Consider the following 26134-nt stretch of genomic DNA (forward strand, 5'->3'; position numbering starts at 1 on the left):
GCTGCGGCAGCTGAACAGGCGCCGCCGGCTACTGAACAGGCGCCGCCTCGATCACGAACACGGCGCTCCCGGTCGGCACCGTCCGGATGAGATCGAAGCCGGCCGCCGCGAGCAACGAGCGGTACTCGTCCGTCGTACGTTCCCGGCCGCCTGCGATGGCGAGCATGGTGAGGTCGGAGAACGCCGTCCGAACGGGGTCAGGAGACTCGTCCGGCAACTGCTCCACCAACAGCAGGCGACCGTCCGCCGGTATCGACCGCCGGCAGGTGCGCAGGATCTCCACGGACTCCGCCTCCGGCCAGTCGTGGATCACTGCCTTCAGAAGGTAGGCGTCCCCACCCTCCGGGACTGCGTCGAAGAAGCTGCCCCCGACCACCCGGCAACGCGGCGACACTCCGGTCGCCGACAGCAGTTCGTGTGCGCCGGCCACGACATCAGGCTGGTCGAAGAGCACGCCGTTGACCGACGGATAGTGGGACAGAATGGTCGCCAACAGGATCCCGTGGCCGCCGCCGACATCGACGATCGTGCTGAACCGGCTGAAGTCGTAGGCGGTCACGACGTCGTCGGCCACCGCCTGGGACAAGGCCGTCATGGCGTCGCCGAAGATCTTCTGCTCGTCGGGACGCTTGGCAAGGTAGTCCCAAACCGACTCGCCGTGGACAGCGGCGAACGCGTTTTCACCCGTGCGAACGCTGTGCTCCAGCGAGCCATACGCCTGCCAGTGGTACGGGCGGCCGACGAATCGCGCCCAGCCGGCGACCGAACGCGGCGCATCCGTCCGGAGGGCGTCACCAAGCTCGGTGTTCGCGAACCTGTCGTCGCCGTCCCTGACGTACAGCCCGACCGTGGCCAGCGCACGCATCAGACGAGCCAACGAACGTGTGTCCGCTCCCGTGGCATCGGCGAGCTCGGCCACGCTTCTCGGACCGTCGGCGAGCAGGTCGGACAGGCCCAGGTTTGCGGCGACGTGTACTGCCTGCGAAACCTGGTACCCGGTGACCAGGCGGTGGAGCTCTCGGGAGGCGTCCATGGGGGCATTGTGCTCCCTGGGGTGCGGCTGGTTCGAGGTGTGAGCAGCACCTGGATAGGGTGCGGGGGTGCTGAGAGTCGGGCTTACCGGGGGTATCGGGTCGGGGAAGAGTGCGGTGTCAACGCGGTTGGCGGCGCGCGGCGCTGTGGTGATCGACTCCGATGTGCTGGCGCGGGAAGTGGTGGCCAAGGGCACCGATGGACTGGCCGAGGTGGTGGCGGCCTTCGGGGAGGTGCTGACGGCGGCGGGGGAGCTGGATCGGCCTGCCGTCGGGCGGTTGGTGTTCGGGGATGAGGCGGCCCGGCGGAAGCTGGAGGCGATCATCCATCCGCGGGTCCGGGCCCGGGCGGCCGAGATCGAGGCTGCGGCGCCGGACGATGCGGTCGTGGTGCATGACATCCCGTTGCTGGTGGAGACCGGACAGGCCGGGGAGTTCGATCTGGTGCTGGTGGTCGACGTACCGGTCGAGGTACAGGTCGAGCGGCTCGCGGAGCAGCGGGGGATGACTGACGAGGAAGCGAAGAGCCGGATCGCCAGTCAGTCGTCGCGTGAGGACCGGCTCGCGGTGGCCGATGTGGTGATCGACAACTCCGGCTCACTTGACGAACTCGACCGCCGGATCGACGAGGTGTGGAGCGCTCTGCGGGCGCGGGCAGGCCACGGTCCGGACACGAAAGCGTGACCCCTGCGCGGTAAATGATGAATCCGGGCCGGGCTGTACAAGAATCGCAGCCGGTTCGACGGGCCCGGGTCCGGTCGGCCCCCGGCGCGTCCCCCGCGCCGGTCCGCAAGTCCAAGGTTGGGAGGATGGCGTGGACTGTCCGCGCTGTAGCTCTGAAGTCCCCGAGGTATCGCATTTCTGCCATCACTGTGGCACTGATCTGCAGTCCGGGGACGCGGGGCGGAAGAAGGCGTACGCCGCGAAGCCGGATGAGCCGGTCGCGTCGTTCCGGCTGGTCTCGACGATCATGCCGCAGGGCGCCGGTCGGCAGCCGTACACGTACAAGGTGGCGCTCGGCATCGCGCTGCTGCTCACGGTGGTGACCGCCGCGCTCGGCGCGCTGCCGGTCGCGATCATGGTGGCCGCCTTCGCCATTCCGATCGTGTACATCCTCTACTTGTACGACGTGAACCTGTGGGAGGACGAACCGGTACCGGTCGTCGCCGCCGCGTTCGTGCTGACCGGTGTGCTGGCCGCGGTGTTCACGTGGTTGTGGTCCGACCAGGTCGGCCTGTCACTCGGCACGATCGGTGGCAACGAGGCCGGCCCGTCCGGCCGCGACCTGCTGATCCTGGTGCTGCTGGTCCCGGTGGTGTCGGAGCTGATCCGGCAGGTCGGCCCGCTGTACCTCGCCTCCCGCGCACGGTACGACGACCTGATGGACGGGTTCACCTTCGGCGTGGTGGCCGGAGTCGGGTTCGCCTGCTTCGAGACGCTGGTACTGCACTGGGGCTGGATCAGCGGCGGGTTCGCCGGTCCGGGCAGCAGCGCGGGCACCTGGATCTCGGTGGTCGTGCTGCACGGATTCCTGAAGCCGCTGATCTACGGATCGGCAACCGGTCTCGCGGTCGCGGAGTTCTCCGGCCTGGGTGAGAAGTACGACGGATTCACGCCCCGCTGGGCGGCCGGCCTGCTCCAGGCGATGCTGGTGAACGCGCTGTTCCACGGCGGCGTCTACCTGCTCGGCTTCGTCGGCGGTCACGGCTCGACGGTCGGCGCGATCCTTGGCGTGGCCTGGGGCCTGGTGTTGCTCGGCGGGCTGATCGTCCTGGTCCGGACCGTGTTGCACAAAGGTCTGCTGGAGGCGGCGCTGGAGTCTGCCGCCCGCGGCGGGTCCAACCACGCGTCCGGTGAGCTGGCGTTCTGCTCGCGCTGCGAGATGCCGTTGCTCCCGCACTCGGACTTCTGCTCCGCCTGCGGCAACTCGGTGCGATCCGTGCCGAAGTCCGACCGTGGTGTGGCTGTGCAAGGGAGCGCGCCGGCAGCAGGCTACGAGGGAACTGGGGAGATGCAGGCATGAGCAACCAGCAACCGCCGTACGGTCCGGGTGGACAGCCGCCGTACCAGGGCCAGCCGCCCCAGCAAGCGCCGTACCAGGGGCAACCGCAGCAGGGGCAGCCGTCGTATCAGGGGCAGCCCCAGCAGGGTCAGCCTGGGTACGGCCGTCCGCCGCAGCAGCCGCCGTACCAGGGGCAACCGCCCCAACAGCCGCCGTACCAGGGGCAGCCACCGCAGCAACCGCCATATCAGGGGCAACCGCAGCAGGGGCAGCCGCCGTACCAGGGCCAGCCCCAGCAGCCGCAGTACCAGCAAGGGCAGCAGTACCCGGGACAGCAGCAGCCCGGTTACCCGACGCAGCAGCAGACCTTCCCGGGGCAGCAGCAGTACCCCGGACAGCAGCCGCCGCCGTGGGGTCCGCAGGGACAGCAGCAGTTCGACCGGCAGCGCGGCAAGGGCAACAACAAGATCCTGTTGCTCGCCGGTGGTGCGCTGGCCGTCGTGGTGGTGATCGGCATCGTGCTCGCGCTGATCTTCGGCCGCGGTGACGACAACAACGTCGAGCCGAACCCGACGCCGACCAGCGAGCCGACCGGGCAGCCCACGGCAGACGTGGACGAGGGCATCGAGGTCGCCGAGGGCGTCTACGTGAAGCCGGCCGCGGGCTACATCCGCAAGACCATGGACAAGTTCACCGGTGTGTTCCTGCTCAAGCAGGGCGAGGCGTACTTCATGGTGAACGCGATCAAGGCAGAGGGCCAAAACACGCAGACGGTCCTGCCGCAGCTGCTCGAGATCGAGAAGAAGGCGACGCCGGGCGGGTTCAAGGCGAAGGAGCCGCGCGAGCTCAAGCCGGGCGCCGACGACAAGACCGAGGTCAAGCTGGTCACCACGCAGGCCTTCGAGGCGACCGCGACCAGCCAGAGCGGCAGCTTCCCGGTGATCGGGTTCGTCGGCGTGATCGAGCGCAACGACGGCGTGATCACGATCATCCGGGTGTTCGGCCGCAAGGACAAGGCGAGTACGATCCAGCCCGACTCGACGGCGATGATGAAGTCGGTGATTGCGAGCCAGTGAACAACAAGCGCGACAAGGGCCAGCCCGCGAACCCATGGGTGAAGCAGACCGGGCCGACCGAGGAGGAGACGGCAGCAGCCGAACCGGAGCTGCCGCCGTCCCCCTGGTCGCTCGAGGTTCCGCCACGCCCATCTCCGTGGACCGAAGGCGGTTCAGCAGGCGCCGGTGACGCATGGGGCAACACCGGTACTGCGGACGCGGGCGCTGCCTGGGGCGACACCGGTACTGCGGGTTCGGGCAGTGGTGGCTGGGGTGACACCGGTGGCAGCGGAGGACCGGCGCCTGGTCCTGCGACGGAGACCAGTTCGGCGTGGGGCACCAACGTGGGGCCGCCGTCCTTGCGACGGCCCGAGCCGGTCAAGAAGAAGAAGTCGGGGCTCCCACCGCTGCTCATCCCGATCGTCGCCGGGGTCGCCGTCGTCGCACTGGTTGCTCTCGGGCTGGTCGTTCTGACCAGGGGTGGCGACAAGGCCACACCGCAGCCCAGTCCGACGGCGATCGTGACCACGCCCTCTCCGTCGACGTACAGTCCGCCGCCCAACGCGATCGCTGTGGAGCACGGCGTGTACGTCGTACCGGTGAACGGCTGGAGTGTGCTGGCCAGTGAGACGAAGGGCAAGCAACTCGTCACGTATGCGCCGAACCGCGAGCCGCGGGCGTTCCTGTGGGTCCGGCAGAAGCAGAACACGACCGCCCGGACGTTCCTGCTCGGCATCGTCGAGGGGGAGACCGAGAACGAGATCGCTCAGCTCGGCAACATCCGGAACCTGGCCTGCCCGAAGGACGTCTTGGTGGAGTGCGTCGCGATCACCTACACGTCCACGTCCAAGGGCATCAAGGTCCAGGGTTTCGTGGAGGCGTACCGGCGCAAGGACGGGGTCGTCACGGCGCTGGACTTCCGGACCCGGTCGGACTACGCGGCGAAGGCCGAGGCCGACGCGGCGCCGATGAAGCAGTCCGTGATCGACAGTCTCTGACCCCACACCGCTCAACCAGTTCAGTCATCGCGAGAGGCGCAGATGAGTCAGCAGTACGGACCTCCCCAGGGACCGCCCGGGCAGGGTGGCTGGGGTTCCCCGCCGCAGCAGTTCCGCAGTCCGCAGCGGTCCGGCAAGACGCAGTGGATCGTGATGGGTGGTGCGGTGCTGGCAGTGCTGCTGATCGCGACCGGCACGGTGCTGCTGGTGACCAGCGGCGGCAAGAAGGACGAGCCGGCCGCTGCGGCGCCGACGGAGACGGTGACACCGGAGCCGGTGGGGACGCTGTACACGCCGCCCACGCCGGCGCCGACTCAGCCGGTGATCACCAGGGGGCCGTACGACAAGGGTGTCGAGGTCGGCGGCGGGGTCTGGTTCACCCCGGCCAAGGGCTGGATCAAGGACCCGGACACGTCCCGCTCGGGGGTCAGCTACCTGCTGCCCGAGCCCGGCCGGCCGGGGGCGATCGACGGGTACTTCTGGATCCGGCAGACCAGGCTGATGGGCGCGAAGGCGTTCGCGGAACACCTGGTCGACGTGGAGTCGAACAACCTGCAGCACGTGGTGATCGGCAAGGGCAGCTTCCGGAAGTGCCCGAACAAGACGCTGAAGGTGTGCTACGCGACCAACTACTCGGCCGTCGTGCCTGTCAAGGGCAAGAAGCCGGTGGTGTTCTCCGGGTTCGTGCAGGCGTTCGAGGACCACAACGGGCAGACGACGGCGACGGATTCGGCGCTGCAGCGTGAGGTCTGGGCCAAGCGCAAACAGGAGATCCTGAACATGAACGGGACCCTGGTCCGCTCCTTCTGACCCCCTGTACTCCGGCAGCCTGACCCCCTGTACTCCGTCCGCCTGAGCCCCCGTACTCCGTCCGTGGCGGGCGCCGATGGGCTCGTATTCGAAAACTGTCGGCGGCTGGCCGTACGGTGGGGGGCATGAGACAGGTCTCGGATCTCCAGCGGATGGTCGCGCCGCTCAAGGTCGTGTCCGACTTCGACCCGGCGGGTGACCAGCCCGCCGCGATCGACGAGCTCGAGCGCAGGATCAACGCGGGCGAGCAGGACGTCGTGCTGCTCGGCGCGACCGGTACCGGCAAGACCGCGACGATGGCCTGGCTGGCCGAGCGGATCCAGCGGCCGATGCTCATCCTGCAGCCGAACAAGACCCTCGCCGCCCAGTTCGCGAACGAGTTGCGCCAGTTCTTCCCCGCCAACGCGGTCGAGTACTTCGTCTCGTACTACGACTACTACCAGCCAGAGGCGTACGTCCCACAGACGGACACCTACATCGAGAAGGACTCCTCGATCAACGAGGAGGTCGAGCGGCTCCGGCACTCGGCGACCTGGTCCCTGCTCACCCGGCGCGACGTGGTCGTGGTCGCGACGGTGTCGTGCATCTACGGCCTGGGGTCCGCCGACGAGTACCTGAACCGGATGATCCACGTCAAGGTCGGCACCGAGATGGACCGGGACGGCCTGCTCCGGAAGCTGGTCGGGGTGCAGTACGCCCGCAACGACCTGGCCGGGACGCGGGGCACCTTCCGGGTCCGGGGCGACACGCTCGAGGTGTTCCCGGTGTACCAGGAGCTCGCCGTCCGGGTGGAGTTCTTCGGCGACGAGATCGAGCGGGTGATGACGCTGCACCCGCTGACCGGCGAGGTGCTGAGCGAGGAGGACGAGGTCTACATCGGCGCCGCGACGCACTACGTGACCGCGCCCGAGCGGATGGAGCGCGCGATCACCTCGATCGAGGCCGAGCTGGAGGAGCGGCTGGCCGAGCTCGAGCGTGGTGGCCAGTTGCTGGAGGCCCAGCGGCTGCGGATGCGGACGACGTACGACATCGAGATGATGCGGCAGATCGGCACCTGCTCGGGGATCGAGAACTACTCCCGGCACACCGACGGCCGCGAGCCGGGGACGGCGCCGCACTGCCTGCTGGACTACTTCCCCGAGGACTTCCTGCTGGTGATCGACGAGTCGCACGTCACCGTGCCGCAGATCGGCGGGATGTACGAGGGCGACATGTCGCGCAAGCGGACGCTGGTGGAGCACGGGTTCCGGTTGCCGTCGGCGATGGACAACCGGCCGCTGCGCTGGGAGGAGTTCCTGGAGCGGATCGGGCAGACCGTCTACCTGTCCGCCACCCCGGGGCAGTACGAGCAGGACAAGTCCGACGGGTTCGTCGAGCAGCTGATCCGGCCGACCGGGCTGATCGATCCCGAGGTGCTCGTCAAGCCGACCAAGGGCCAGATCGACGACCTGATCCACGAGATCCGGATCCGGGTCGAGAAGGACGAGCGGATCCTGGTCACCACGCTGACGAAGAAGATGTCCGAGGACCTGACCGACTACCTGCTGGAGATGGGGATCCGGACCAGGTACCTGCACAGCGAGGTGGACACGCTCCGCCGGGTCGAGCTGCTCCGCGAGCTCCGGATGGGCGAGTACGACGTACTGGTCGGGATCAACCTGCTCCGCGAGGGGCTGGACCTGCCCGAGGTGTCGCTGGTCGCGATCCTGGACGCCGACAAGGAGGGCTTCCTGCGGTCGGGCCGGTCCCTGATCCAGACCATCGGCCGGGCCGCGCGAAACGTGTCCGGCCAGGTGTTCATGTACGCCGACAAGATCACCCCGTCGATGGAACAGGCGATCGACGAGACCAACCGCCGCCGGGCCAAGCAGGTCGCGTACAACGAGGCGAACGGTGTCGACCCGCAGCCGCTGCGGAAGAAGATCGCCGACATCACCGACATGCTGGCCCGCGAGGACGCCGACACCGCCGAACTGCTCGGCTCCGGCCGGACCCAGTCGCGCGGGAAGGCCCCGGTCCCGGGCGGCGGGAAGCAGAAGGCCGGCGAGAAGGCGAGGGAGCTGGCCGGTGGTCTGCCGTCCTCCGACCTGGCCGACCTGATCCAGCAGCTGACCGACCAGATGCACAACGCCGCCGCCGAGCTCCAGTTCGAGGTCGCCGCCCGCTACCGCGACGAGATCTCCGAACTCAAGAAAGAACTCCGCCAAATGGTCAACGCCGGCGCCAAGTAGTCAGAGGCCTGGCGTACGAAGGGGAGGGGGAGACATGCTCGACCACGTGTCGGTGCAGTGTGATGATCTGGCGGCGAGCAGGGCGTTCTACGAGCGCCTGCTCGCGCCGCTCGGTGTCACGGTCGCGATGGATTACGGCGACGCGCTAGGGCTGGCCGGACCGGACGGTTTTCCGCGATTCTGGCTCGGGAAGGCGCAGGGCGGCGTGCAGCGGGAGATCCACGTCGCGTTCGTGGCGCCGGATCGGGCCGCGGTGGACAAGGTCTTCGAGGCAGCCCAGGAGCTGGGGACCGAGATTCTGCACGAGCCGCGTGAGTGGCCGGAGTACCACCCGGGGTACTACGGCGTGTTCGTCCGCGACCCGGACGGCAACAACGTCGAGGCCGTCACCCACAGCTGACCTGGGGAGTTGTCCGGCGTGACGGGTGATAGGGAGTGACGGATGAGACTGGACGGGGCTGAGCTGCTGGAGCACTGCCTGACGAAGCCGGGGGCGTGGCAGGACGAGCCGTGGGAGGGGGACGTCGTCGCGAAGGTGGGGGACAAGATCTTCGCGTTCCTCGGCGGCGGCGACTCGGTCGGGATCAAGTGCGGCGCGAACCGGGATGAGGCCGACGAGCTGGTCGCGACCTATCCCGGTGATGTCGCCAAGTTGGCCTACATCGGCCGGTCCGGCTGGAACTCGGTCAAGCTCGGCGGCGCCGTACCGGACGACGAGATCCTCGAGCTGGTGGATACGTCGTACGAGATCATCGTGGCGAAGCTGCCGAGGAGCCGGCGGCCGTCGTAGGACAGCCGGCAGAGCCTTGACGGAGTACAACCCGATCACTCAGTGAGATTATTCCGCTGACGCGACGTGATCATTCCGACAGCTGGTACGCCCGTCCCCGATTTGGATACTCGGTCACCGACCCGACAGAATAGGGGTGGTTGAAGGGGAGTATTCCTTCGCGGCGGTATCGTCATCACGGTAGGGAGCTCGTCTCCGCGCCCGGTGCCGCCGGCCAGGCTGAGATTCGAGCCAGGCGGAAGAGACCTTCGGAGTCCGTCTTTCACGTCTGAGCTCCGGAGGTTTGCCTGTGCACGTTCACGACTACGTCTGGTACATCACGGTCGGGCTGATGCTCGCCGTGCTGGCATTCGATGTCTTCATCATCGGTCGGCGCCCGCACGAGCCGTCCACCCGGGAATCCGCGACCGCGATCGCGGTCTACGTTGGTCTCGCGATCGTCTTCGGGCTCGGGATCTGGGCCTTCTCCGGCGGGCAGTACGCGGGGGAGTTCTTCGCCGGCTGGCTGACCGAGTACAGCCTCAGTGTGGACAACCTGTTCATCTTCCTGATCATCATGTCCAGGTTCCAGGTGCCGAGGAAGTACCAGCAGACCGCACTGCTGATCGGCATCATCCTGGCGCTCGTCTTCCGCGGTATCTTCATCGCCGTCGGCGCGGCCGCGATCAACCAGTTCTCCTGGGTCTTCTACCTGTTCGGCGCTTTCCTGGTCTACACCGCGATCCACCTCGCGATGCAGGGTGAGAACGACGACGAGGACTACAAGGAGAACGCGGTCATCCGGTTCGCCAGAAGGCACCTGAACGCCTCCGACGAGTACAACGGCGTCAAACTGACCGTGATCAAGAACGGCAAGCGCCTCGTCACCCCGATGGCGATCGTGATCGTCGCACTCGGTACGACGGACCTGCTGTTCGCGCTCGACTCGATCCCGGCGATCTACGGGCTGACCCAGGAGCCGTTCCTGGTCTTCACCGCGAACGTGTTCGCGCTGATGGGTCTGCGCCAGCTGTACTTCCTGCTCGGTGACCTGCTGCGGCGGCTGATCTACCTGTCGCTCGGCCTGTCGGTTGTGCTCGCGTTCATCGGCGTCAAGCTGGTGCTGCACGCGATGCACGAGAACGAGCTGCCCTTCATCAACGGCGGTCACCACATCGAGTGGGCGCCGGAGATCCCGATCTGGGTGTCGCTCACCTTCATCATCATCACGCTGGGCATCACGACGGTCGCGAGCCTCTACAAGTCCCGCAACTTAGCCGCGGCCGAGGCGAAGGCGAACGGCCAGGAGTCGGCCGCCGCGGCCGCCGGCGGCGGCGAGCTGGACGAGGCCACCCCGATCGAGCTCGACCCGGCCACCCGCGCGGAGCTCGAAGATCTCCAAGAGCCCCAGCCCGAGCAGACGGACTCCAAGAAGGCCTGACGTAAGAAGACTGGCTCCTCATCGGTCAGGGTCGATGAGGAGCCAGTTGCCTTTTGCGAGGTACTACGGAGTGCCGCCGAAGCGGGCGAAGCCGGGTTGGGTCTTGCCGCCGACCTTGAGGAAGTCGCCGCCGATGGTGACCGTGGAACCGGTGACGCTGATGGCCCAGACGCCCATGATTCCGTCCGGCCCCGGATCCCAGGCCGTCGCCGTACCGGTGCTGACCGAGAAGGCGGCGGCGTGCATCCGGGCAAGGTGTTCGACCGGCAGGTTGGTGAAGTGGCCGCCGACGTAGATCTCCGTCGCCGAGGCGCCGATCGCCTGGACGTCGCCGCCGGTACGGATCGTGTGCACCGGGTTGTTCGGCGTAGCTCCGGCCGGGTCGTAGGCGTACGTGCGGTTGGACGTCGTACTGAAGTAGAAGCGCGAACCGTCGGGCGTCAGCGCCGCCGCGATCCCGGCGCCGCCGGCGCTCGGGGCGAACGACGTGAGGGCACCGGTGGCCGCGTCGAGCTGGGCGGCACCCGGTCGACTCGATGCACCGACCGCGTTGAACCCGCCCACGGCGTACAGCTTGGTGCCGTCGGGTGAGGTCAGGAGCGCCTTGACGGTGTTGTTCGGAGCCGCCGCCGTGAAGCCGGGCACTGGTGTGCCGTTGGCGACCGTGAGGGCTGCGATCCGGATGGCGTCACCGCCGCCGGCCCGGGTGAAGGAGCCGCCGGCGTAGACGACCTGTCCGGACACGGCCAGCGCGCGGACCGTGTTGTTCGCGGCCTTCGTCCAGTTCGGGTCGGTGGCTCCGGTGACGGCGTCGACGGCTGCGATGTACGTGCGAGCCGACGGGCCGACCGAGGTGAACGTGCCGCCAAGGAAGACGCGGGTGCCGTCGGCCGTCGCGGCCACGGCGTACACGGTGTTGTTCGGCGACGGGTTCCAGGACGGGTCTACGCTGCCGTCGCCACGGATGGCGGCGGCGTTGGTGCGCGGGTAGCCGTTCAGCATGCTGAAGTTGCCGCCGACCATCACCGCTCCGCCGGACAGCGCGACCGTGGTGACGGTCGCCTCGGCGCGCGGATCCCAGCCGGTCAGTGCACCAGCCGACGTGAAGGCCGCGGCCCGCAACCGGGTCTGCCCGGCAGCGGAAGTGAAGGTGCCACCCGCGTACACGGTGGTGGCGGTCGAGTTGACCGTCAACGAGGTGACCGAACCGTCCACCCCGCCAGCGAAGGACGTCACGGAGCCGGTGGCCATGTCCAGCGCGCCGAGGTTGGATCGCGCGAGCCCGCCTACCAGGCTGAACTGTCCGCCCAGGTAGAGGGTCGTCGAGGTGTTGGCGAGAGCGTTGACCGGTCCGTCGGTGTCGGCGCTCCACGGGAGCGCAGTACCGGCGGCGTCCAAGCCGGCCAGGTTCGTACGGGCCGCACCGCCGGCGCTGGTGAACGAACCACCTGCGTAGACAGCACTGCCCTGGACGGCCAGCGCGTTGACCGGACCGTTGACGCCCGGCGCCCAGGAGCTGACTGTGCCATCGGTGCCCACGGCACCGAGGTTGGCCCGGGACTGCCCACCCAGACCGCTGAACGATCCGCCGACGTACACGGTGGTGCCGTCAGCGCTGACCGCCAACGCGGAGACTGTTCCGGAGACGCCTGGGTTCCAGGGGAGTAGCGCGCCGGTGACCCGGTCGACCGCGGCCAGACCGCTCCTCGACGTACCGTCCATCGCGGTGAAGGACCCGCCGAGGTAGACGACGTTGCCCACGCTCGCGATGGCGCGGATCTGGCCGGTCGGCTGCGGGTTCCAGGACGTCACCACGCCCGCGGAGGTCACCCGGGCAGCGCCGTTGCGGACGAAACCGCCGGCGAACTCGAAGACCCCGCCCACATACCAGCCGCCGGACCCGTCGCGGGCGGCGGCATTTACCGTACCGTTCACCCGAGGCATCGAGGTCCGGACGCCGGTAGTGCCGTCGACCGGTACTGCGCCCGCGGTGGACGGTCCCGCCCACGTGAAGGAACCACCGATGATCGTGCGATCGCCGATATGGGTGCTGGCGTAGACGACGCCGTTCACCCCGTCCGTGACGGTCGCCGTCGAGCTCGCCGAAGCGGAGGCCGACGACATGGACACCGACACAGTCGCGACCGCCAAGGCCGGCGCCGCCACGGCTACGATCAGGCGCTTCCGGGCGCGACTCCGTCGCCCCGCGCGCGACTCACTGATTGACACCACAAACCTCCAGTTGGCCATGACTCGGCAACTGGGCAAGGCCGGTTTCGCTCTGGCTCCCCACCGCGTCAGCGACCAATTACGCAGGTGGATCGATGCCCCCCTCCCCAGCGCACCCCCCCGGGCGCTGGCCAGACGGTAGCAGTATTGCGCCGCTCACAACAGAGCGTGAGTCAAGAAACGGACGGTGATCACTGAGTGAAAGTCGCCCGTGTCTGAAGCGTGGTCAGAGCCGGGCGGCGGCGACCAGGGTGGCCCGGCGTTCGGGGGTGAGGGCCTCGTTCTCGAGGCGCTTGCCGGTCTCGGAGGCGTGCAGCATGCCCTGCGCCGAGACGAAGCCGACGTGGTGGATCTTCTGGTCCGGGCGGGCGAAGAAGTAGAGGTCACCGGGCTGCACCTCGTCCACTGGCAGCTGCTCCAGCGCGGCCGCCTGGTCGTGCGCGTCGCGCGGGATCCGCTGACCGAGCACGCGGCTGACGGCGTGGATCAACCCCGAGCAGTCCAGCCCGTACGCCGACGTACCGCCCCAGAGGTACTCGAGTCCCAGGAACAGCGATCCCAGCTGGATCCGGTCCTCGGCCTTGGCGGGCTCCTGGACCGCGCGGGTCGCGTCATCGTCCAGCCAGCCGAATCCGCCGTCGGGCAGTGCCACCTTGGTGAACCCATCCGCATGGTCGACCGACGCGAGGACGGTGCCGAAGGAGAGCTCGGCCACCGCGCCGGCACCGGGCTCGGCCATCAGCGCCGCGGTCGGAACGCGCACGGCGATCGGGTCGGTCGCGGCGACCGGGAGTTCGCCCAGGTGGGCCGACGGCACCCAGCCCGGGTAGCCGAGCTCATCGGCTGAAGACGGTTGCCACGGTGCGAGGATCTCGGACCAGCCGTCCCGTTCGGCGCGAACCATCACCGGTTCGCCGAGCAGCAACTGGGTCAGGGTCCGGCCGTGCAGGCCGAGGCGAGTCTCGGTGTCCATGGACTTGGCCCACGCGGCGACATCGGGCGCGGCGGCGACCGCGGGAGCATCGAGGTCACGGGGAGCGTCGGGCGAGGTCCAAACGGTGCTGACCGGGACCTTGGCGGCGGCTAGCTTCATACGGTCAAGCCTGTCACGCCGAGTCCAGGATCGGACGGCAAGTGGATGTCGGGCCCGTCGTACCGGATCCCGCCGGTGACCGGTGCCTCCTTCAGCCACCAGGCCGCGTCCAGGTCGTTCACCGCGGAAGTCGGGTACGCCGAGACGAGTGCGGCCGCCGCTCCGACTCCGACGTGGCTCTCCATCATCGAACCGACCATGGTGCCGAGTCCGTGTTCGCGGGCGAGGTCCAGCAGGGTCCGGGCCGGTCCCAGTCCGCCACACTTGGCCAGCTTGACGTTGACGAGATCGGCCGCGCCCAACCGGATCACGGCAACCAGATCTCGTACGCCGTACACGGACTCGTCGGCGAGGATCGGCGTACTGACTCGATCGGTGATCCAGGCCATGCCTTCCAGATCGGCGGCCGCGACCGGCTGCTCGACCAGTTCGACATCGCAGCCGGCGTCCTCCAGCGCGCGGATCGCGGTGACGGCGTCGCGCCGGGTCCAGCCCTGATTGGCGTCCAACCGCAGCCGCGGTGCCGGGCCGACCGCCTCGCGGATCCGGCGGATGCGCTCGAAGTCCGCGGTCGCGTCACCCGTTCCGACCTTGACCTTCAGTACGTCGAACCCGTCGCTCACCCGGTCGATCGCGGCCTGCGCCAACGCCGACGGATCGCCTGCGGACAAGGTCACGTCGGTCCGGATCACATCGACCGTCGATCCCAGGAATCCGTGCAGCGTCTTCCCGCAACGACGAGCCGCGAGATCATGCAGAGCGACGTCGACGGCGGCCTTCGCGCCGTGGTTGCCCTGGACCGCCCCTTGAACCCGGCGCAACGCCTCGGTCAGATCGTCGGGTCCCAAACCGTCCAAGGCGGAGGCGATCGGCCCCTCGACACACGCCTGCGCACCGGCCAGCGACTCGCCAGTCACCTTCCACACCTGAGGCGCTTCGCCCCAACCCGTCTGGTCGCCGTCGCTGATCGAGACCAGCAACGAATCGGCGTGGGTGGCGGTCCGCAGCGCGGTCACGAACGGCGTGTGCAGGGGAGCCGAGACGAGCTGGGTGCTGATCTTCATCGGATCGCCTCCAGGTTGTTCCGGTGGTTCCACGCCCCGGTCGCGATCGACGCGATCAGCCGTTGCGCCTCCGCGTCGGGCAGCTCCGACGTCGTACACACCGTCAGCACGAACGGTTCCGCGTCCGGCGGGTAGACGATGCCGCCGTCGTGCCGGATCCGCGTGTCCCAGCCGTTCTTGTGCTCGACCCGGGTCCCGGCAGGCACGCCGGCCGGGATCTCGCCGTTCCACTGGTTCCCGGCCAGCAGGTCGCGAACGTACTCCCCGCCCGCCGTCTTGTCATTGCCCACCGCAACCAGTACGGCGGCCAGGTCGGCCGGACTCATCTCGTTGCTGATCCCGGCGGCCTGCGCGACCCGATCGTCGATCCCACGCCGGATCGCGCTCCGCCCGGACCCGTACTCCGTGAGCACCGCATTCGCCGCGTCCACCCCGACGCATTCGAGCACCAGGTCGGTCGCCAGGTTGCTGGACAGCGTGATCATCTCGGTCGCGAGCCAGCCGAGCTCGACCGGCGTACCCAGCTTGGTCCAGGTGGCCGGCGCCTCGTCCTCGTCCTGGTTCACCCCGAACCGCCCGTCGGCCGCCGAGGCGAAGTCGTTGCGCACGATCACCGGCTGGTCCAGCGCCAGCTCACCGGCTGCCACCTTGCGCATCAACGCGATCGCCACCGGCAACTTCATCGTGCTGGCCGAGTAATGCGTCCGCTCAGCCTGATGCTCGAACACCGCCACCCCATCAAGCCGCCCCAGCCAAACCCCGAACTCCCCAGCCCCGGCAACCCCACCCAGCAGGTCCGCAATTCCCATGCCGATCACCCTTCCACACCCCACGTCCGCCCCACCCTCCCGGGCTGCCCAGCCCAACGTCCCCCGCCGCCAACCCCTCGACCCAGCGACCTTGGGCACCGGCCAGTCGTCTTCTCACCCGGAAGTCGACTGGCCGGTGCTCAAGGTCCTTGCCGGCGACCACTTTGAGCACGGGCCAGCCGTCTGCCCGCCCGGATCGTGCCTGGCCCGTGCCCAAGGTGTCCGCTGGACCACCTCCCCGGGGCTGCCCCGCTTCCCGAGCCCACCCGCCGATGCGCCTCGTCTCAGCGGCGGCTTTGGGCACCGGCCAGCCGTCATCCGGCCCGGAAGCCGACTGATGGGTGCTCAAGGTCCCTGCCGGCGACCACCTTGAGCACGGGCCAGCCGTCTGCCCGCCCGGATCGTGCCTGGCCCGTGCCCAAGGTGTCCGCTGGACCACCTCCCCGGGCTGCCCCGCTTCCCGAGCCCACCCGCCGATGCGCCTCGTCTCAGCGGCGGCTTTGGGCACCGGCCAGCCGTCATCCGGCGCGGAAGCTGACTGGTGGGTGCTCAAGGTGGGGTTTGGTGGGGAGGGAGTGGTGGGGAGCTGGCAGACTTCGGGGGGTGTCGAGAGCACTTGGGTTGATTCTGGGGTTTGCGGCTGATCGCCTTCTTGGTGATCCGCGGCGGTATCACCCAGTGGCGGGTTTCGGTCGGGTGGCCGGGCGGCTGGAGGCGCGGGTGTATGCCGACTCGCGGGGAGCTGGTACGGCGTACGCGGGGGTGCTGGTGGGGACGACGGTCGCGGCCGGTGTGGTTGCCGAGCGGCTCACCAAGGATCGGCCGGTCGCCCGGACGCTGCTGACCGCGATCGCCACGTGGGCCGTGCTCGGCGGACGGAGTCTGGAACGCGAGGCCGAGGTGATGGGCGGTCTGCTCGAGGACAAGGACATCCCGGCCGCCCGATCCAGGTTGAGCCACCTCTGCAGTCGCGACGCCACCGAGCTGGAGGCGGACGAATTGGCCCGCGCCACGGTGGAATCGGTCGCCGAGAACACATCCGACGCGACCGTGGCGCCGCTGATCTGGGGCGGGCTACTAGGGATCCCCGGCCTGATCGGCTACCGGGCGGCGAACACCCTGGACGCGATGGTCGGCTACAAGTCGGCCCGTTACCGGAACTTCGGGTGGGCGGCCGCCAGGTTCGATGATCTCGTCAACCTTGTTCCGGCACGTGTTTGCGCATTCCTCACCGGTCTGACGTCGGGCCGCATGGCGCACGTGTGGCGGATCTGGCAGCGGGATGCGGGCAAGCACCCGAGCCCGAACGCGGGACCGGTCGAGGCCTCCTTCGCGGCCGCGCTGGATCTCCGACTGGGCGGGACGAACACCTACGGCGACGAGGTCGAGGATCGCGGCACGCTCGGCGATGGACTCACGCCTGGGGTCACCGACGTACGCCGTACCGCGGCCCTCGCCCGGCGCGTCTCCTACGCCGCGGCTGCCTTCGCCGCAATCCTTGCCTTGCGTCCGAAGAACCGAGGGCTGGAGCGCTCGCGTCTTCGGACGCAACGAGAGGATCGCGAGCGCCGATGAACCTGAGTCAGCGGCCGATGCGGATCGCGTTGATCCGGCATGGGGAGTCCGAGGCGAACCTGGACAAGTCGATCTACGAACGGGTGCCCGACCATGCGGTCCTGCTCACCCCGCATGGTCACGAGCAGGCGGCCGAGGCGGGTAAGAGACTGCGCACGTTGTTCGAGGACGAGCCCGTCCGCGTCTACGTCTCGCCGTACCTGCGGGCCCTGCAGACGCTCGACGCTCTCGGCATCGACGACCTGATCGGGATCGCCCGCGAGGAACCGCGGTTGCGCGAGCAGGACTGGGCCAACTTCCAGGACACCGACGACATCGAGAAGCAGGAGAAGCTGCGCGACTCGTACGGGCACTTCTTCTACCGGTTCACCCACGGCGAGTCCGGCTCGGATGTGTACGACCGGGTGTCCAGCTTCCTGGAGACGATGCACCGGGACTTCGAGACGCCGGACTCGCCGCGGAACGTGCTGCTGGTGTCGCACGGGTTGACCATGCGGTTGTTCTGCATGCGCTGGTTCCACTGGTCGGTGAAGTTCTTCGAGACGCTGCGCAACCCGGACAACGCGGAGACGCGCGTCCTGCTGAGGCAGCCGAACTTCCGCTACAAGCTGGATCGCCCGTTCGAGCAGTGGACCGACTACAAACCGACCGAACGGGAGCGCTCGGCCTGGCTGTAAGCGAGTTGTACGGTGAGATGTGTTGCCGGGGAGGGACGCGGAGCGAGCCCGGATCGACCGCCTGCTGGCGAGTGCGCGGGCCGGATCCGGCGGCGGGTTGCTGGTGCTGGGCGAGCCCGGTATCGGCAAGACCGCGCTGCTCGATGACACCGCCGCCCGTGCGGACTCCTTCCGGGTTCTCCGCGCGACCGGTGTCGAACTCGAGACGGAGCTGGCCTACTCCGGGCTGTTCGAGCTGCTGCGGCCGGTGGCGGCAGGGGTCGCCGACCTGCCCCCGAGGCAGGAGGCTGCGCTGCGTACCGCGTTCGCTGAGACGCCGGTCAGGGAGCTAGACGGATTCGCTGTCGCCGCTGCCGTCCTGACCCTGCTCTCAGAAGCCGCGGCAGTGCGGCCCGTGCTCTGCCTGATCGATGACACGCAATGGATCGACGCCGCTTCGGTGGCTGCCCTCGCCTTTACGGTTCGCCGGGTCGAGTCCGAGCGGGTGGCCATGGTCTTCGCAGCGCGCGAGCAGGACGGCACCTCCGACCTGCCGCGCGGGATCCCGGCGCTACCGCTCCCGGGCCTCGACGGCGCTGCGGCCCGCGAGGTGCTCACTGCCCAGGCGGGACAGGAGCTTCCGGGGCCGGTGGCATCAGCACTCTTGCGAGCCGGCGGTGGCAACCCGCTCGCCCTCCGTGAGTTGGTCGGCTCCGTCGGACCCGAGGAGCTCAGGGGACGGGCGCCGTTGGCCGAGCCGTTGCCGGTCGGCGGCGAGATCGCCGGCATCTATCGCCGCAAGCTGGCCGCGTTGCCGGCGACTACCCGGGCCGCGCTGTTGGTGCTGGCCGTCAGCGAACGAGCCGGACCGGAGCAGTTGCTGCCGGCGATCACGGCTCTCACCGGGGATCCGTCAGCGCTCGATCCCGCCGAGCGGGACGGGCTGGTCCGCACCACCCCGTCCGCACTGACCTTCCGGCATCCCGTACTCCGTTCGGTGGTCCACCAGGAGGCGACACTGTCCGAACGGAAGTCCGCGCATCGGTGTGTGGCGGCGAACCTCCCGGCCGGGCAGGCGGAGATGCGTGCCTGGCATGCCGCGCTGGCCGCACCGGGCCCGGACGAGACGGTGGCCGCCGAACTGGCCCGTACGGCGGACCTCGCGCGGGCCCGCGGCGGGCGGTGGGCGGAGAGCCGTGCCTTCGAGCTCGCGGCGCGCCTCAGCACCGATGCCGAACCACGCGCCGAGCGGACGTATCTCGCGGCTGTGGCGGCGTTCCGCGCCGGGCGTCACTCGATCGCGGAGCAGTACCTGGAGGCCGTGCTCGCGCTCACCACGGATCCCCTGCTCCGCGCGGATGCGGAACACGAACGCGCCCGGATTTCGCTGTGGCGTGGCCGGCCCGAGCCACCGGAACGGTTACAGCGGGCGGCCGACCGGGTCGCGGCGTACGACGTCGAGCGGGCCGCCAAACTGCTGGCATACCCAGTCGTCGGTCTCGGTGCGTCGTGCCGGCCGGCCGCGGCGTTGCCTTACGCACGGCGGGCCTGGGAGCTGATCGGCCGCCGGGCTCAGCCGCTCGTGGTGAGCTTCAAAGTCGCCTACATCTTGGTCATGGCCGGCGAGACGGTCGACGGTGCGCAGCTGACGGCAGCGGCGACAGAGGTTGCCGAGGGCACTGATGACGTCACGGCGCTGGCGATGCTCGGTCCGGTGCTGGGCTGGCTGGACCGGTCCGCGGATGCCGAGCGGGTGCTCAGCCGGGCGGTCGAGCTGTGCCGCGCCGATGGTGATCTGTGGATGCTCACCAATGCCCTGACGAACGCGGCCGAGGCCTCGCGTCGCGCCGGTCGCCTCGATCAGGCTCTGGTCCAGGCGGACGAGGCCCGTGCTTTGGCCGAGCAGCTCGACGAGCCGGTTCAGCTCGCGACGGCCGTTGCCGGGCTTGCCAGAGTCGAGGCCGATCTCGGCCGGGGGATCGACTGCAGGGCGCACGCCGAGCAGGTCAGGCGGGCCGATCCACAACCGGCCGCGGAGCTCGAAGTCACCTGTGCAGCTGCCTTGGGCACCTTGGCGCTCGCTTCGGGCCGGTACCAGGACGCCGTCGACGAGTTGGCGCCGGCGGTGGATTCGCTGGCCGACGGCGGCGTGACGGAGCCCCGGACCTTCGCGGTCGAGGGTGATCTCGCCGAGGCCTTGGCGCGTTGCGGTCAGGTCGAGGAGGCGATGCGTCTCGTCGAACGTCTGGAGGCTTATGGTCGGCCCCGGAAGGCTGCGAGCGTGCTGGCCGTTGCCGCCCGCTGTCGCGGTCTACTTGCGTCGGACGGTGAGTTCGAGGCCTGCTTCGGCGACGCGCTCGCGGCGTACGGGAGCGTCGATGCGCCGCTCGAGCAGGCGCGCACATTGTTGTGCCTGGGGGAGCGGCTGCGCCGGCAGGGCAGACGATCGGCCGCACGTGATCACCTCCGCACCGCGTGGACGATGTTCGAGCAGCGGGGCGCGGCGTACTGGGCCGATCGCGCGCGCAGCGAGCTGCGGCTGACTGGTGAGACTCTGCAGCGGCGTACGGACGACCCGCGGCGCCAGTTGACGCCGCAGGAGCTGCAGATCGCCCTGTTGGTGGCCGACGGGGCACGCAACACCGATGTCGCGATCAGCCTTTTCGTCAGCCCGAAGACCGTCGAAGCTCACCTGACTCGCGTCTACCGCAAGCTCGGAGTCGCCTCCCGCACTCAACTCGCCGCTCAACTGGCGCACGCGGCGCAGCGACAGGCGTAGGGGTTTCCCCGACGCGAGCGGCGGGGTCGCGCTCCTAGCTTCGAAGGAGTCACCGGCCACCCGGGCCGATACAACTGAAGGAGTTCCCCATCATGCGCATCATCACCCGCGCGATCCTCACTACCGCGGCCGTCCTCGGTCTGGGGCTTGCCGCCCCGGTCATGGCTTCCGCGGACACCCCGGCGAACGACTTTGCCGTCAACTACTCCGGCTGTCTGGGCCCGCTGCGCAGCGCTATCGCCAGTGGTGCGCTGGACGGCGCGACCCTGCCGGACGGGGCCGCGCTGCCCGGCGGTTTCGGCGGCTCGTTCAACCCCGGCGGCCACCTCGGAACGGTCGCGGAAATGGAGTTCCTGATGAGCCACGGGTTCACCGAGGAGCAACTCGCCGCGTTCTGCGCCTCGCTCGCCACGCACTGACCGGCACCACCATCGACGCAGCGCCCGTGCGCAGGCAGGGGCGCTGCGTTCGGAGGAACCTCCCAGCCGGGACTTAGCCGGCGGACAGGCTGCCTCCGTAGCTTCATGGTCATCGGCTCCCAACCGGGGTCGCTGAGCAAGGAGGACGAACATGATCGGTCGGCGACGATTCATTGGCGGGGCTGTGGTGCTCGCCGCCGGCGCAGCGGTTGCCGTCGGCCCCGGTCGCGAGCTGCTCACGGGCGCCAACGGCAGCAGCGCGGAGACCGCCGCCGAAGCCGGCGCGACCGCCACGACACCCGCGACCTCCACGACTCCTTCAACCGGTGCAACCTCAGCGCTGGCAGCCGCCTCCATCGCCACGTCGATGGTCAAGTTTGGTGCCAACACCGAGCTCGCCTTCGCGACGGGGCTCCAGCAGAACAGCACCGGCGAGGCCGCACCGATCAAGGCCGAGTACGCCCTCGCCGCCAAGCTCGTCACCAACGCGCAGTGGGCCGAGTTCGCTGGCGAACCACCAGACAGCCACTTACACCGATCGTTCGACGCGAGCTGGTGAATCGGTCGAGCTGGCGTCGATCCTGTCCATCGGCGCGGACGGCTCAGTGTCGGGCTGGATCGACCACTCGGACAACACCGGATTCGTGTACACCGACGTCTACCAGACCATCGCGGACAAGGGCGGGCACACCACTGCCGTCGGCGCCTATCCCGCCGGGGCGACCACATCTGGGCTGTACGACCTGGCCGGAAACTGCTACGAGTGGACGAGCAGCACGATCATCGCGACCAATGGCGCGGAGGCCGGGCTCGACGTCAACGCAGTACGCGGCGGCTCGTGGTACGCGACCAGCCGCAGCTGCCGTACGACGTACCGCGGCGAGGGCCGTGATCCATCAGGCGGTTACGCCACCATCGGCCTCCGCGTCGCCGCCACCGCGAAAGCCTGAGCGTCGGCCGCGAGCGGCGGGTAGGGTCCTGAGGAAGGGCTACTCGACGGGAGCGATCGCATGGTGGTGGACCAGATCCGCGCGGCAACCCAGGACCTGCTGGCCGCGCTGACCCCGGAACAACTGAAGAAGATCTCAGCGCCCTTCGACACACCCGATCACCAGGTCTGGACCTACCTGCCCGGTGCCGTCCCGGGCCTGCCGCTGACCGAGTTGACCGCGGCGCAGGAGGCCCTCGTGGTGCGCCTGCTCGAACTCGTCTACAGCGAACGCGGCCTGGCCGATTTCCGCGCCGTGATGGCGGCCGAGATCATCGTGCGCGGCCTCGCCGATCCGATGGAGGTCGCCGAGATCGGGGGCTGGGCCGGTTCGACGGTTGGCGGTCGCTACTACCTTCGCGTGCTCGGCGACCCGGCCGGATTCGAGCCGTGGGCCTGGCGGCTCAACGGTCACCATCTCGCGCTGCACGTGACGCTGGTCGACGGCGCCATCTCGTTCACCCCGCAGTTCTTCGGCTCGAACCCGGCCGAGGTCCGCACCGGCCCGTACGCCGGCCGCCGGTTCCTCGCCCCCGAGCAGGATCTGGCCCGCGAACTGCTCGCCGCCCTCGAACCCGGCCAGCGGGAGCTCGCCATCGTCGCCGGCACCGCGCCCGACGACATCCTCACCCGGCACGACCCGGTCGCCGACGCGTCGCTGCTGCACCGTGGTCTCGCGTACGGCGACATGTCCGCGGACCAGCGCCAGCTCCTCAGCCTGCTGATCGGCCAGTACGTCGGACGCGCGGCCGGCCCGATCGGCCTGCAGACCTGGCAGGACATCACCGCCCACGGCATCGAGCGACTCACCTTCGCCTGGGCCGGCTCGACCGAACGCGGCGCCGCCCACTACTACTCGATCGCCGGCCCCACCTTCCTCGCGGAATACGACAACACCCAGGACAACGCCAACCACATCCACTCCGTCTGGCGAGACCTCCACAACGACTGGGCCACCGACCTCCTGGCGGCCCACTACGCGACAGGTCGCCACTAACGCCTCCCGATCGAGCCATTGCACCTGGTTTTCACGAGGTCTAGATTCTTTGCTGGGTTTCGTTCGGTTGACCGTCCGGTGGCGGATCTCCAGAGCGGGAACGAGGTGTACAACCGGCGAACGTCACTGGCGACTCAGCGATCCTGCGGCATGACGCTCTCGCACGTGAGCCGAGGAAGTCTCCGCCTCGGTAACGCCGACGCATTGACGACAAGTGGCAGAGCCACAATGGGCGGGTGTCGCGTCGGGTAGCCATCTGGTCACCATGGCCGGCCGTGTCGATTTTCGTCTGCCGTGAGCACGCCATCGACCTGGGGGGTCGCCATACGCTGCGTAGTCGCGTGCAGGCTTCCGTGTGGACAAGAAGGGGGTAAGCCATGAAGGGCACACGGCTGCTGGGCTTGATTGCCGCAGTCTCCGTCGCACTGGTGCTGCTCACCGGTGCATCCGGATCAGCCAAATCTGACGACAACGGGAAAATGCGTTGGGACATCGTCAACATCAACTTCACGACAGGGACGGTGTTCGCGGGCGGAGAGGCCTCGGCCCGGGCGAGTGATGGTTCCAAGATCACCTTGACCGGCTCCGGTCGGTTCGACGCCGACTCGCGGGTCGGAAAGCGCGCCACCGGCGGCGGGACTTGGACGACGTACGACAGTGCTGGCGTGGTCACCGGCACCGGCGACTACGACGTGACCCGGTTCGTGTCGTTCGCTTCGGCCCCTGGGACGCCGCCAGTCCCGAACGACGACATCGGATCGCCCGGTACGTCCCGCGCTGGGCTGCTCGTGGTGGCTGTCACGTACTCGTCCGGCGAGAAGGGCGTGCTGACCGTCAGCTGCCACTTGGTGGGCTCTCCCGACACGCTCTTCGAGGGCATCACCACGACCAAGGGAAACGCGGCGTACTGGAACCCGGAGCCACCTCCCGCGCCACCGGGCAACGGCAACCGCACGCTGTTCCACGTGCTGGACAACAACTCCGACGACTGATTTGAAGACTCAACTTCAACAAGACCGTAGAAAGCGGGTTTACCGATTTCATCCCTGAGTGATGGCAGAGTAGGCGGGCACGGGGCCGGCTGGGCTGGCCTGCTGACCCGGTGTCCGCCAGGGCTCTGACGTGCTCCTCGCGCTGGGGAGGCGCAGATGAGACGAGTGTTGGCTTTAACCGCCGTGGTCCTGGCCGCGGTGATGCTGGTGGCGGCGCCGGTGCAGGCAGCGGCGCCGGAAATGGTGAACGGGGGCGGGCGGGGCACCGTCGACGGTGTGACGCCGTTCTCGCAGTTCGGTTTCCAGGTGTCGCGTCACGCCGATGGGTCGGTGACCGGGCACTTCAACTGTCTGATGGCCGGCGCGTCGGAGTTTCCCGGCTTCGATCTGATGGCCGTGCGGGGTCGGGTGACGGACGCGACCTTCGCCGGCGACGAGGTCACCTTCGAAGGCACTGGCATGTTCCAGACTGGCAACCAGGGCAAGTCACCGGCGACCTTCCTCGTGGTCGTCACGGAGGGCGGGCCGGGCGAGGGCACGCTCCAACTCACGCTGCTTACGCCGTTTGAGTTCGTGCTGCCGACGGAGTCCGTTCTCAATGGCCGGATCGACGTCCACTGATCCGCCGGCGGTCCGACCAGGCTCGGAGGTCGGTGATGGTGAATCACAAGTCATGGCCCAGGCGATGCGCCTCGCTCCGCACCGCCGGGGTCATGGCGACGGTGTTGTTCGGCCTGACGACTACCGGCGACGCCGGCGCGTCGACGCCTGACAACGTCGTCCTGCTGTGGAATGAAGCGGCGCTGCAGGGTGTCCGCGACTCCCAGCTCGGGCCGCCGATGACTGCCCGAGCGCTGGCGATTGTGCACACGTGCATGTACGACGCGTGGGCGGCCTACGACCGGGTTGCGGTCGGCACACGCTACGGCGGCGGGTTACGTCGTCCAGCGGGCGAGCGGACGCTGAAACATCAGGTCGAGGCAAGCAGCTTCGCGGCCTACCGGGCGGCCGTTGATCTCTTCCCCGCGTCCCGCGTATCGGTGTTCGACCCGCTCATGGCGCGGCTCGGGCACGACCCGGCGAACATCACAACCGACCTTGGTTCGCCGGCCGGGGTAGGGAACGTGGCATGCGCCGCCGTTCTGTCTTTCCGCCATCGCGACGGCTCCAACCAGCTCGGCGACGACCCCGCCGGCACACCGGGCGTCCCCTACTCCGACATCACCGGCTACCGTGCCGCGAACGAGCCGATGGATCTGACCCAGCCCTTCGACGCGTCGACCGTACGCGATCCGAGCCGCTGGCAACCGCTGCGCTATGTCAACTCACGAGGCGATCTCGTCACTCCGGGCTTCGTTGCGCCGCACTGGGGACACGTGCTTCCGTTCGCTGTGCGATCGGGGTCGTCGATGCGGTCGCCGACCGGGCCTGCGGTCTACGGCACCGCGGCGTATCGGGAGCAGGCTCTCGAGCTACTCGACATCAATGCACACCTCACCGACGAGCAGAAGGTCATCGCGGAGTATTGGACTGATGGGCCGTCCAGCGCATTGCCCCCGGGCCACTGGAATCTCTTCGCGCAGAACGTGTCCCATCGAGACCACCACGGCATCGGCCGGCACGGCATCGCGGCCGACATCAAGATGTTCTTCGCTCTCAACAACGCCATGTTCGACGCGGGCATCGTTGCCTGGGACAACAAGCGTTTCTACGACTCGGTGCGTCCGATCACGGCGATCCGCTACCTCTTCCACGGGCAACGTGTGCGTGCCTGGGCCGGCCCCTTCCGAGGAGTCCAGCTCATCGACGGCGGTGACTGGTGGCCGTACCAGTTGCCGACATTTCCGACCCCTCCCTTCGGTGAGTACGCGTCGGGGCACAGCAACTTCAGTGCTGCCGGCGCGGGAGTCTTGCGGCTCTTCACCGGCAGCGACCGGTTCGGCTTCTCGGCCGTCATCCCGGCCGGCTCATCGACCGTGGAGCCGAACGCGGTCCCGGCGCGCGACGTAACCCTTCGGTGGGCGACGTTCACCGACGCCGCCAACCAAGCCGGGTTGTCGCGACGGTACGGCGGTATCCACTTCCAGCAGGGCGACCTTGACGCCCGCGACACCGGTCGGGCCTGTGCCGAGATTGCCTGGCACCTGGCGCAGCGCTACTTCGCAGGCGCGGCTTGACCAAGGTGAACGCCGCCAA

The 26134-nt window shown here is 68.8% G+C and carries 24 protein-coding genes; 19 read left to right on the forward strand and 5 right to left on the reverse strand.

The window, feature by feature from the left end; translation table 11 throughout:
• Positions 1-28: 28 nt before the first annotated feature.
• Positions 29-1033, reverse strand: coding sequence for a methyltransferase (locus EV643_RS13315; RefSeq protein ID WP_133800334.1), 1005 nt, complete (start codon positions 1031-1033; stop codon positions 29-31).
• Positions 1034-1100: 67 nt separating this feature from the next.
• Between EV643_RS13315 and coaE the strand changes: the two genes are divergently transcribed.
• The 9 genes from coaE to EV643_RS13360 all read left to right on the forward strand — a co-directional run bounded on the left by coaE (position 1101) and on the right by EV643_RS13360 (position 10337).
• Complete coding sequence (gene coaE, locus EV643_RS13320) at positions 1101-1715, forward strand: dephospho-CoA kinase (protein ID WP_133800335.1); 615 nt, start codon at positions 1101-1103, stop codon at positions 1713-1715.
• Between the two features lie 130 nt (positions 1716-1845).
• Positions 1846-3054 (forward strand): PrsW family glutamic-type intramembrane protease, encoded by a 1209-nt coding sequence (locus tag EV643_RS13325; RefSeq protein ID WP_133800336.1) that lies wholly within the window; start codon positions 1846-1848, stop codon positions 3052-3054.
• On the forward strand, positions 3051-4109 hold the full coding sequence (locus EV643_RS13330) for a hypothetical protein (RefSeq protein ID WP_133800337.1): 1059 nt from the start codon (positions 3051-3053) through the stop codon (positions 4107-4109). Before EV643_RS13325 ends, EV643_RS13330 begins: the two co-directional genes overlap by 4 nt.
• Positions 4106-5086, forward strand: a complete 981-nt coding sequence (locus tag EV643_RS13335; RefSeq protein ID WP_133800338.1) for a hypothetical protein — start codon at positions 4106-4108, stop codon at positions 5084-5086. The genes EV643_RS13330 and EV643_RS13335 overlap by 4 nt, the downstream gene beginning before the upstream one ends.
• A 42-nt stretch (positions 5087-5128) precedes the next feature.
• Positions 5129-5896 (forward strand): hypothetical protein, encoded by a 768-nt coding sequence (locus EV643_RS13340; RefSeq protein WP_133800339.1) that lies wholly within the window; start codon positions 5129-5131, stop codon positions 5894-5896.
• Positions 5897-6021: 125 nt separating this feature from the next.
• The gene (gene uvrB / locus EV643_RS13345; protein ID WP_133800340.1) at positions 6022-8127 is read left to right on the forward strand and encodes an excinuclease ABC subunit UvrB; all 2106 of its coding nucleotides are present in this window, start codon (positions 6022-6024) and stop codon (positions 8125-8127) included.
• 34 nt (positions 8128-8161) lie between these two features.
• Entirely contained in the window at positions 8162-8527 is a 366-nt protein-coding gene (locus EV643_RS13350; RefSeq protein ID WP_133800341.1) for a VOC family protein, read from the forward strand.
• Positions 8528-8569: 42 nt separating this feature from the next.
• Entirely contained in the window at positions 8570-8917 is a 348-nt protein-coding gene (locus tag EV643_RS13355) for an MmcQ/YjbR family DNA-binding protein (RefSeq protein ID WP_202869538.1), read from the forward strand.
• Positions 8918-9206: 289 nt separating this feature from the next.
• On the forward strand, positions 9207-10337 hold the full coding sequence (locus EV643_RS13360) for a TerC family protein (RefSeq protein WP_133800342.1): 1131 nt from the start codon (positions 9207-9209) through the stop codon (positions 10335-10337).
• 63 nt (positions 10338-10400) lie between these two features.
• On the opposite strand, the gene EV643_RS13365 is transcribed toward EV643_RS13360, so the two are convergent.
• The 4 genes from EV643_RS13365 to EV643_RS13380 form a co-directional block, all read right to left on the reverse strand.
• Positions 10401-12503 carry a hypothetical protein gene (locus EV643_RS13365; protein ID WP_133800343.1) on the reverse strand — a complete coding sequence of 701 codons (2103 nt, stop codon included), beginning with the start codon at positions 12501-12503 and terminating at the stop codon, positions 10401-10403.
• 289 nt (positions 12504-12792) lie between these two features.
• The gene (locus tag EV643_RS13370) at positions 12793-13659 is read right to left on the reverse strand and encodes a C40 family peptidase (protein ID WP_133800344.1); all 867 of its coding nucleotides are present in this window, start codon (positions 13657-13659) and stop codon (positions 12793-12795) included.
• Entirely contained in the window at positions 13656-14723 is a 1068-nt protein-coding gene (locus EV643_RS13375; protein ID WP_133800345.1) for a mandelate racemase/muconate lactonizing enzyme family protein, read from the reverse strand. The genes EV643_RS13370 and EV643_RS13375 overlap by 4 nt, the downstream gene beginning before the upstream one ends.
• Positions 14720-15532 carry a serine hydrolase gene (locus EV643_RS13380; protein ID WP_133800346.1) on the reverse strand — a complete coding sequence of 271 codons (813 nt, stop codon included), beginning with the start codon at positions 15530-15532 and terminating at the stop codon, positions 14720-14722. Before EV643_RS13380 ends, EV643_RS13375 begins: the two co-directional genes overlap by 4 nt.
• A 603-nt stretch (positions 15533-16135) precedes the next feature.
• On the opposite strand from EV643_RS13380, the gene EV643_RS13385 reads away from it, so the two are divergent.
• The 10 genes from EV643_RS13385 (at position 16136) to EV643_RS13425 (ending at position 26115) form a co-directional block, all read left to right on the forward strand.
• Complete coding sequence (locus tag EV643_RS13385; RefSeq protein WP_133800347.1) at positions 16136-17107, forward strand: cobalamin biosynthesis protein; 972 nt, start codon at positions 16136-16138, stop codon at positions 17105-17107.
• Positions 17104-17784 carry a histidine phosphatase family protein gene (locus EV643_RS13390; RefSeq protein ID WP_133800348.1) on the forward strand — a complete coding sequence of 227 codons (681 nt, stop codon included), beginning with the start codon at positions 17104-17106 and terminating at the stop codon, positions 17782-17784. The genes EV643_RS13385 and EV643_RS13390 overlap by 4 nt, the downstream gene beginning before the upstream one ends.
• A gap of 22 nt (positions 17785-17806) precedes the next feature.
• Positions 17807-20542: a helix-turn-helix transcriptional regulator gene (locus EV643_RS13395; protein WP_166665432.1), complete on the forward strand. Its 2736-nt coding sequence runs from the start codon at positions 17807-17809 to the stop codon at positions 20540-20542.
• Between the two features lie 92 nt (positions 20543-20634).
• On the forward strand, positions 20635-20961 hold the full coding sequence (locus tag EV643_RS13400; protein WP_133800350.1) for a hypothetical protein: 327 nt from the start codon (positions 20635-20637) through the stop codon (positions 20959-20961).
• 151 nt (positions 20962-21112) lie between these two features.
• Positions 21113-21520 (forward strand): hypothetical protein, encoded by a 408-nt coding sequence (locus EV643_RS44130; RefSeq protein ID WP_166665433.1) that lies wholly within the window; start codon positions 21113-21115, stop codon positions 21518-21520.
• Between the two features lie 46 nt (positions 21521-21566).
• Entirely contained in the window at positions 21567-21911 is a 345-nt protein-coding gene (locus EV643_RS44135; RefSeq protein WP_166665434.1) for a formylglycine-generating enzyme family protein, read from the forward strand.
• Positions 21912-21971: 60 nt separating this feature from the next.
• The gene (locus EV643_RS13410; protein ID WP_133800352.1) at positions 21972-22946 is read left to right on the forward strand and encodes a DUF3500 domain-containing protein; all 975 of its coding nucleotides are present in this window, start codon (positions 21972-21974) and stop codon (positions 22944-22946) included.
• Between the two features lie 377 nt (positions 22947-23323).
• Positions 23324-23938: a hypothetical protein gene (locus EV643_RS13415; protein ID WP_133800353.1), complete on the forward strand. Its 615-nt coding sequence runs from the start codon at positions 23324-23326 to the stop codon at positions 23936-23938.
• Positions 23939-24121: 183 nt separating this feature from the next.
• Positions 24122-24559, forward strand: coding sequence for a hypothetical protein (locus EV643_RS13420; RefSeq protein ID WP_133800354.1), 438 nt, complete (start codon positions 24122-24124; stop codon positions 24557-24559).
• Between the two features lie 92 nt (positions 24560-24651).
• Positions 24652-26115, forward strand: a complete 1464-nt coding sequence (locus EV643_RS13425) for a vanadium-dependent haloperoxidase (protein ID WP_133800355.1) — start codon at positions 24652-24654, stop codon at positions 26113-26115.
• The last annotated feature ends 19 nt before the right edge of the window (positions 26116-26134 follow it).

It is taken from the genome of Kribbella caucasensis (assembly GCF_004361855.1).
Lineage (GTDB): Bacteria > Actinomycetota > Actinomycetes > Propionibacteriales > Kribbellaceae > Kribbella > Kribbella caucasensis.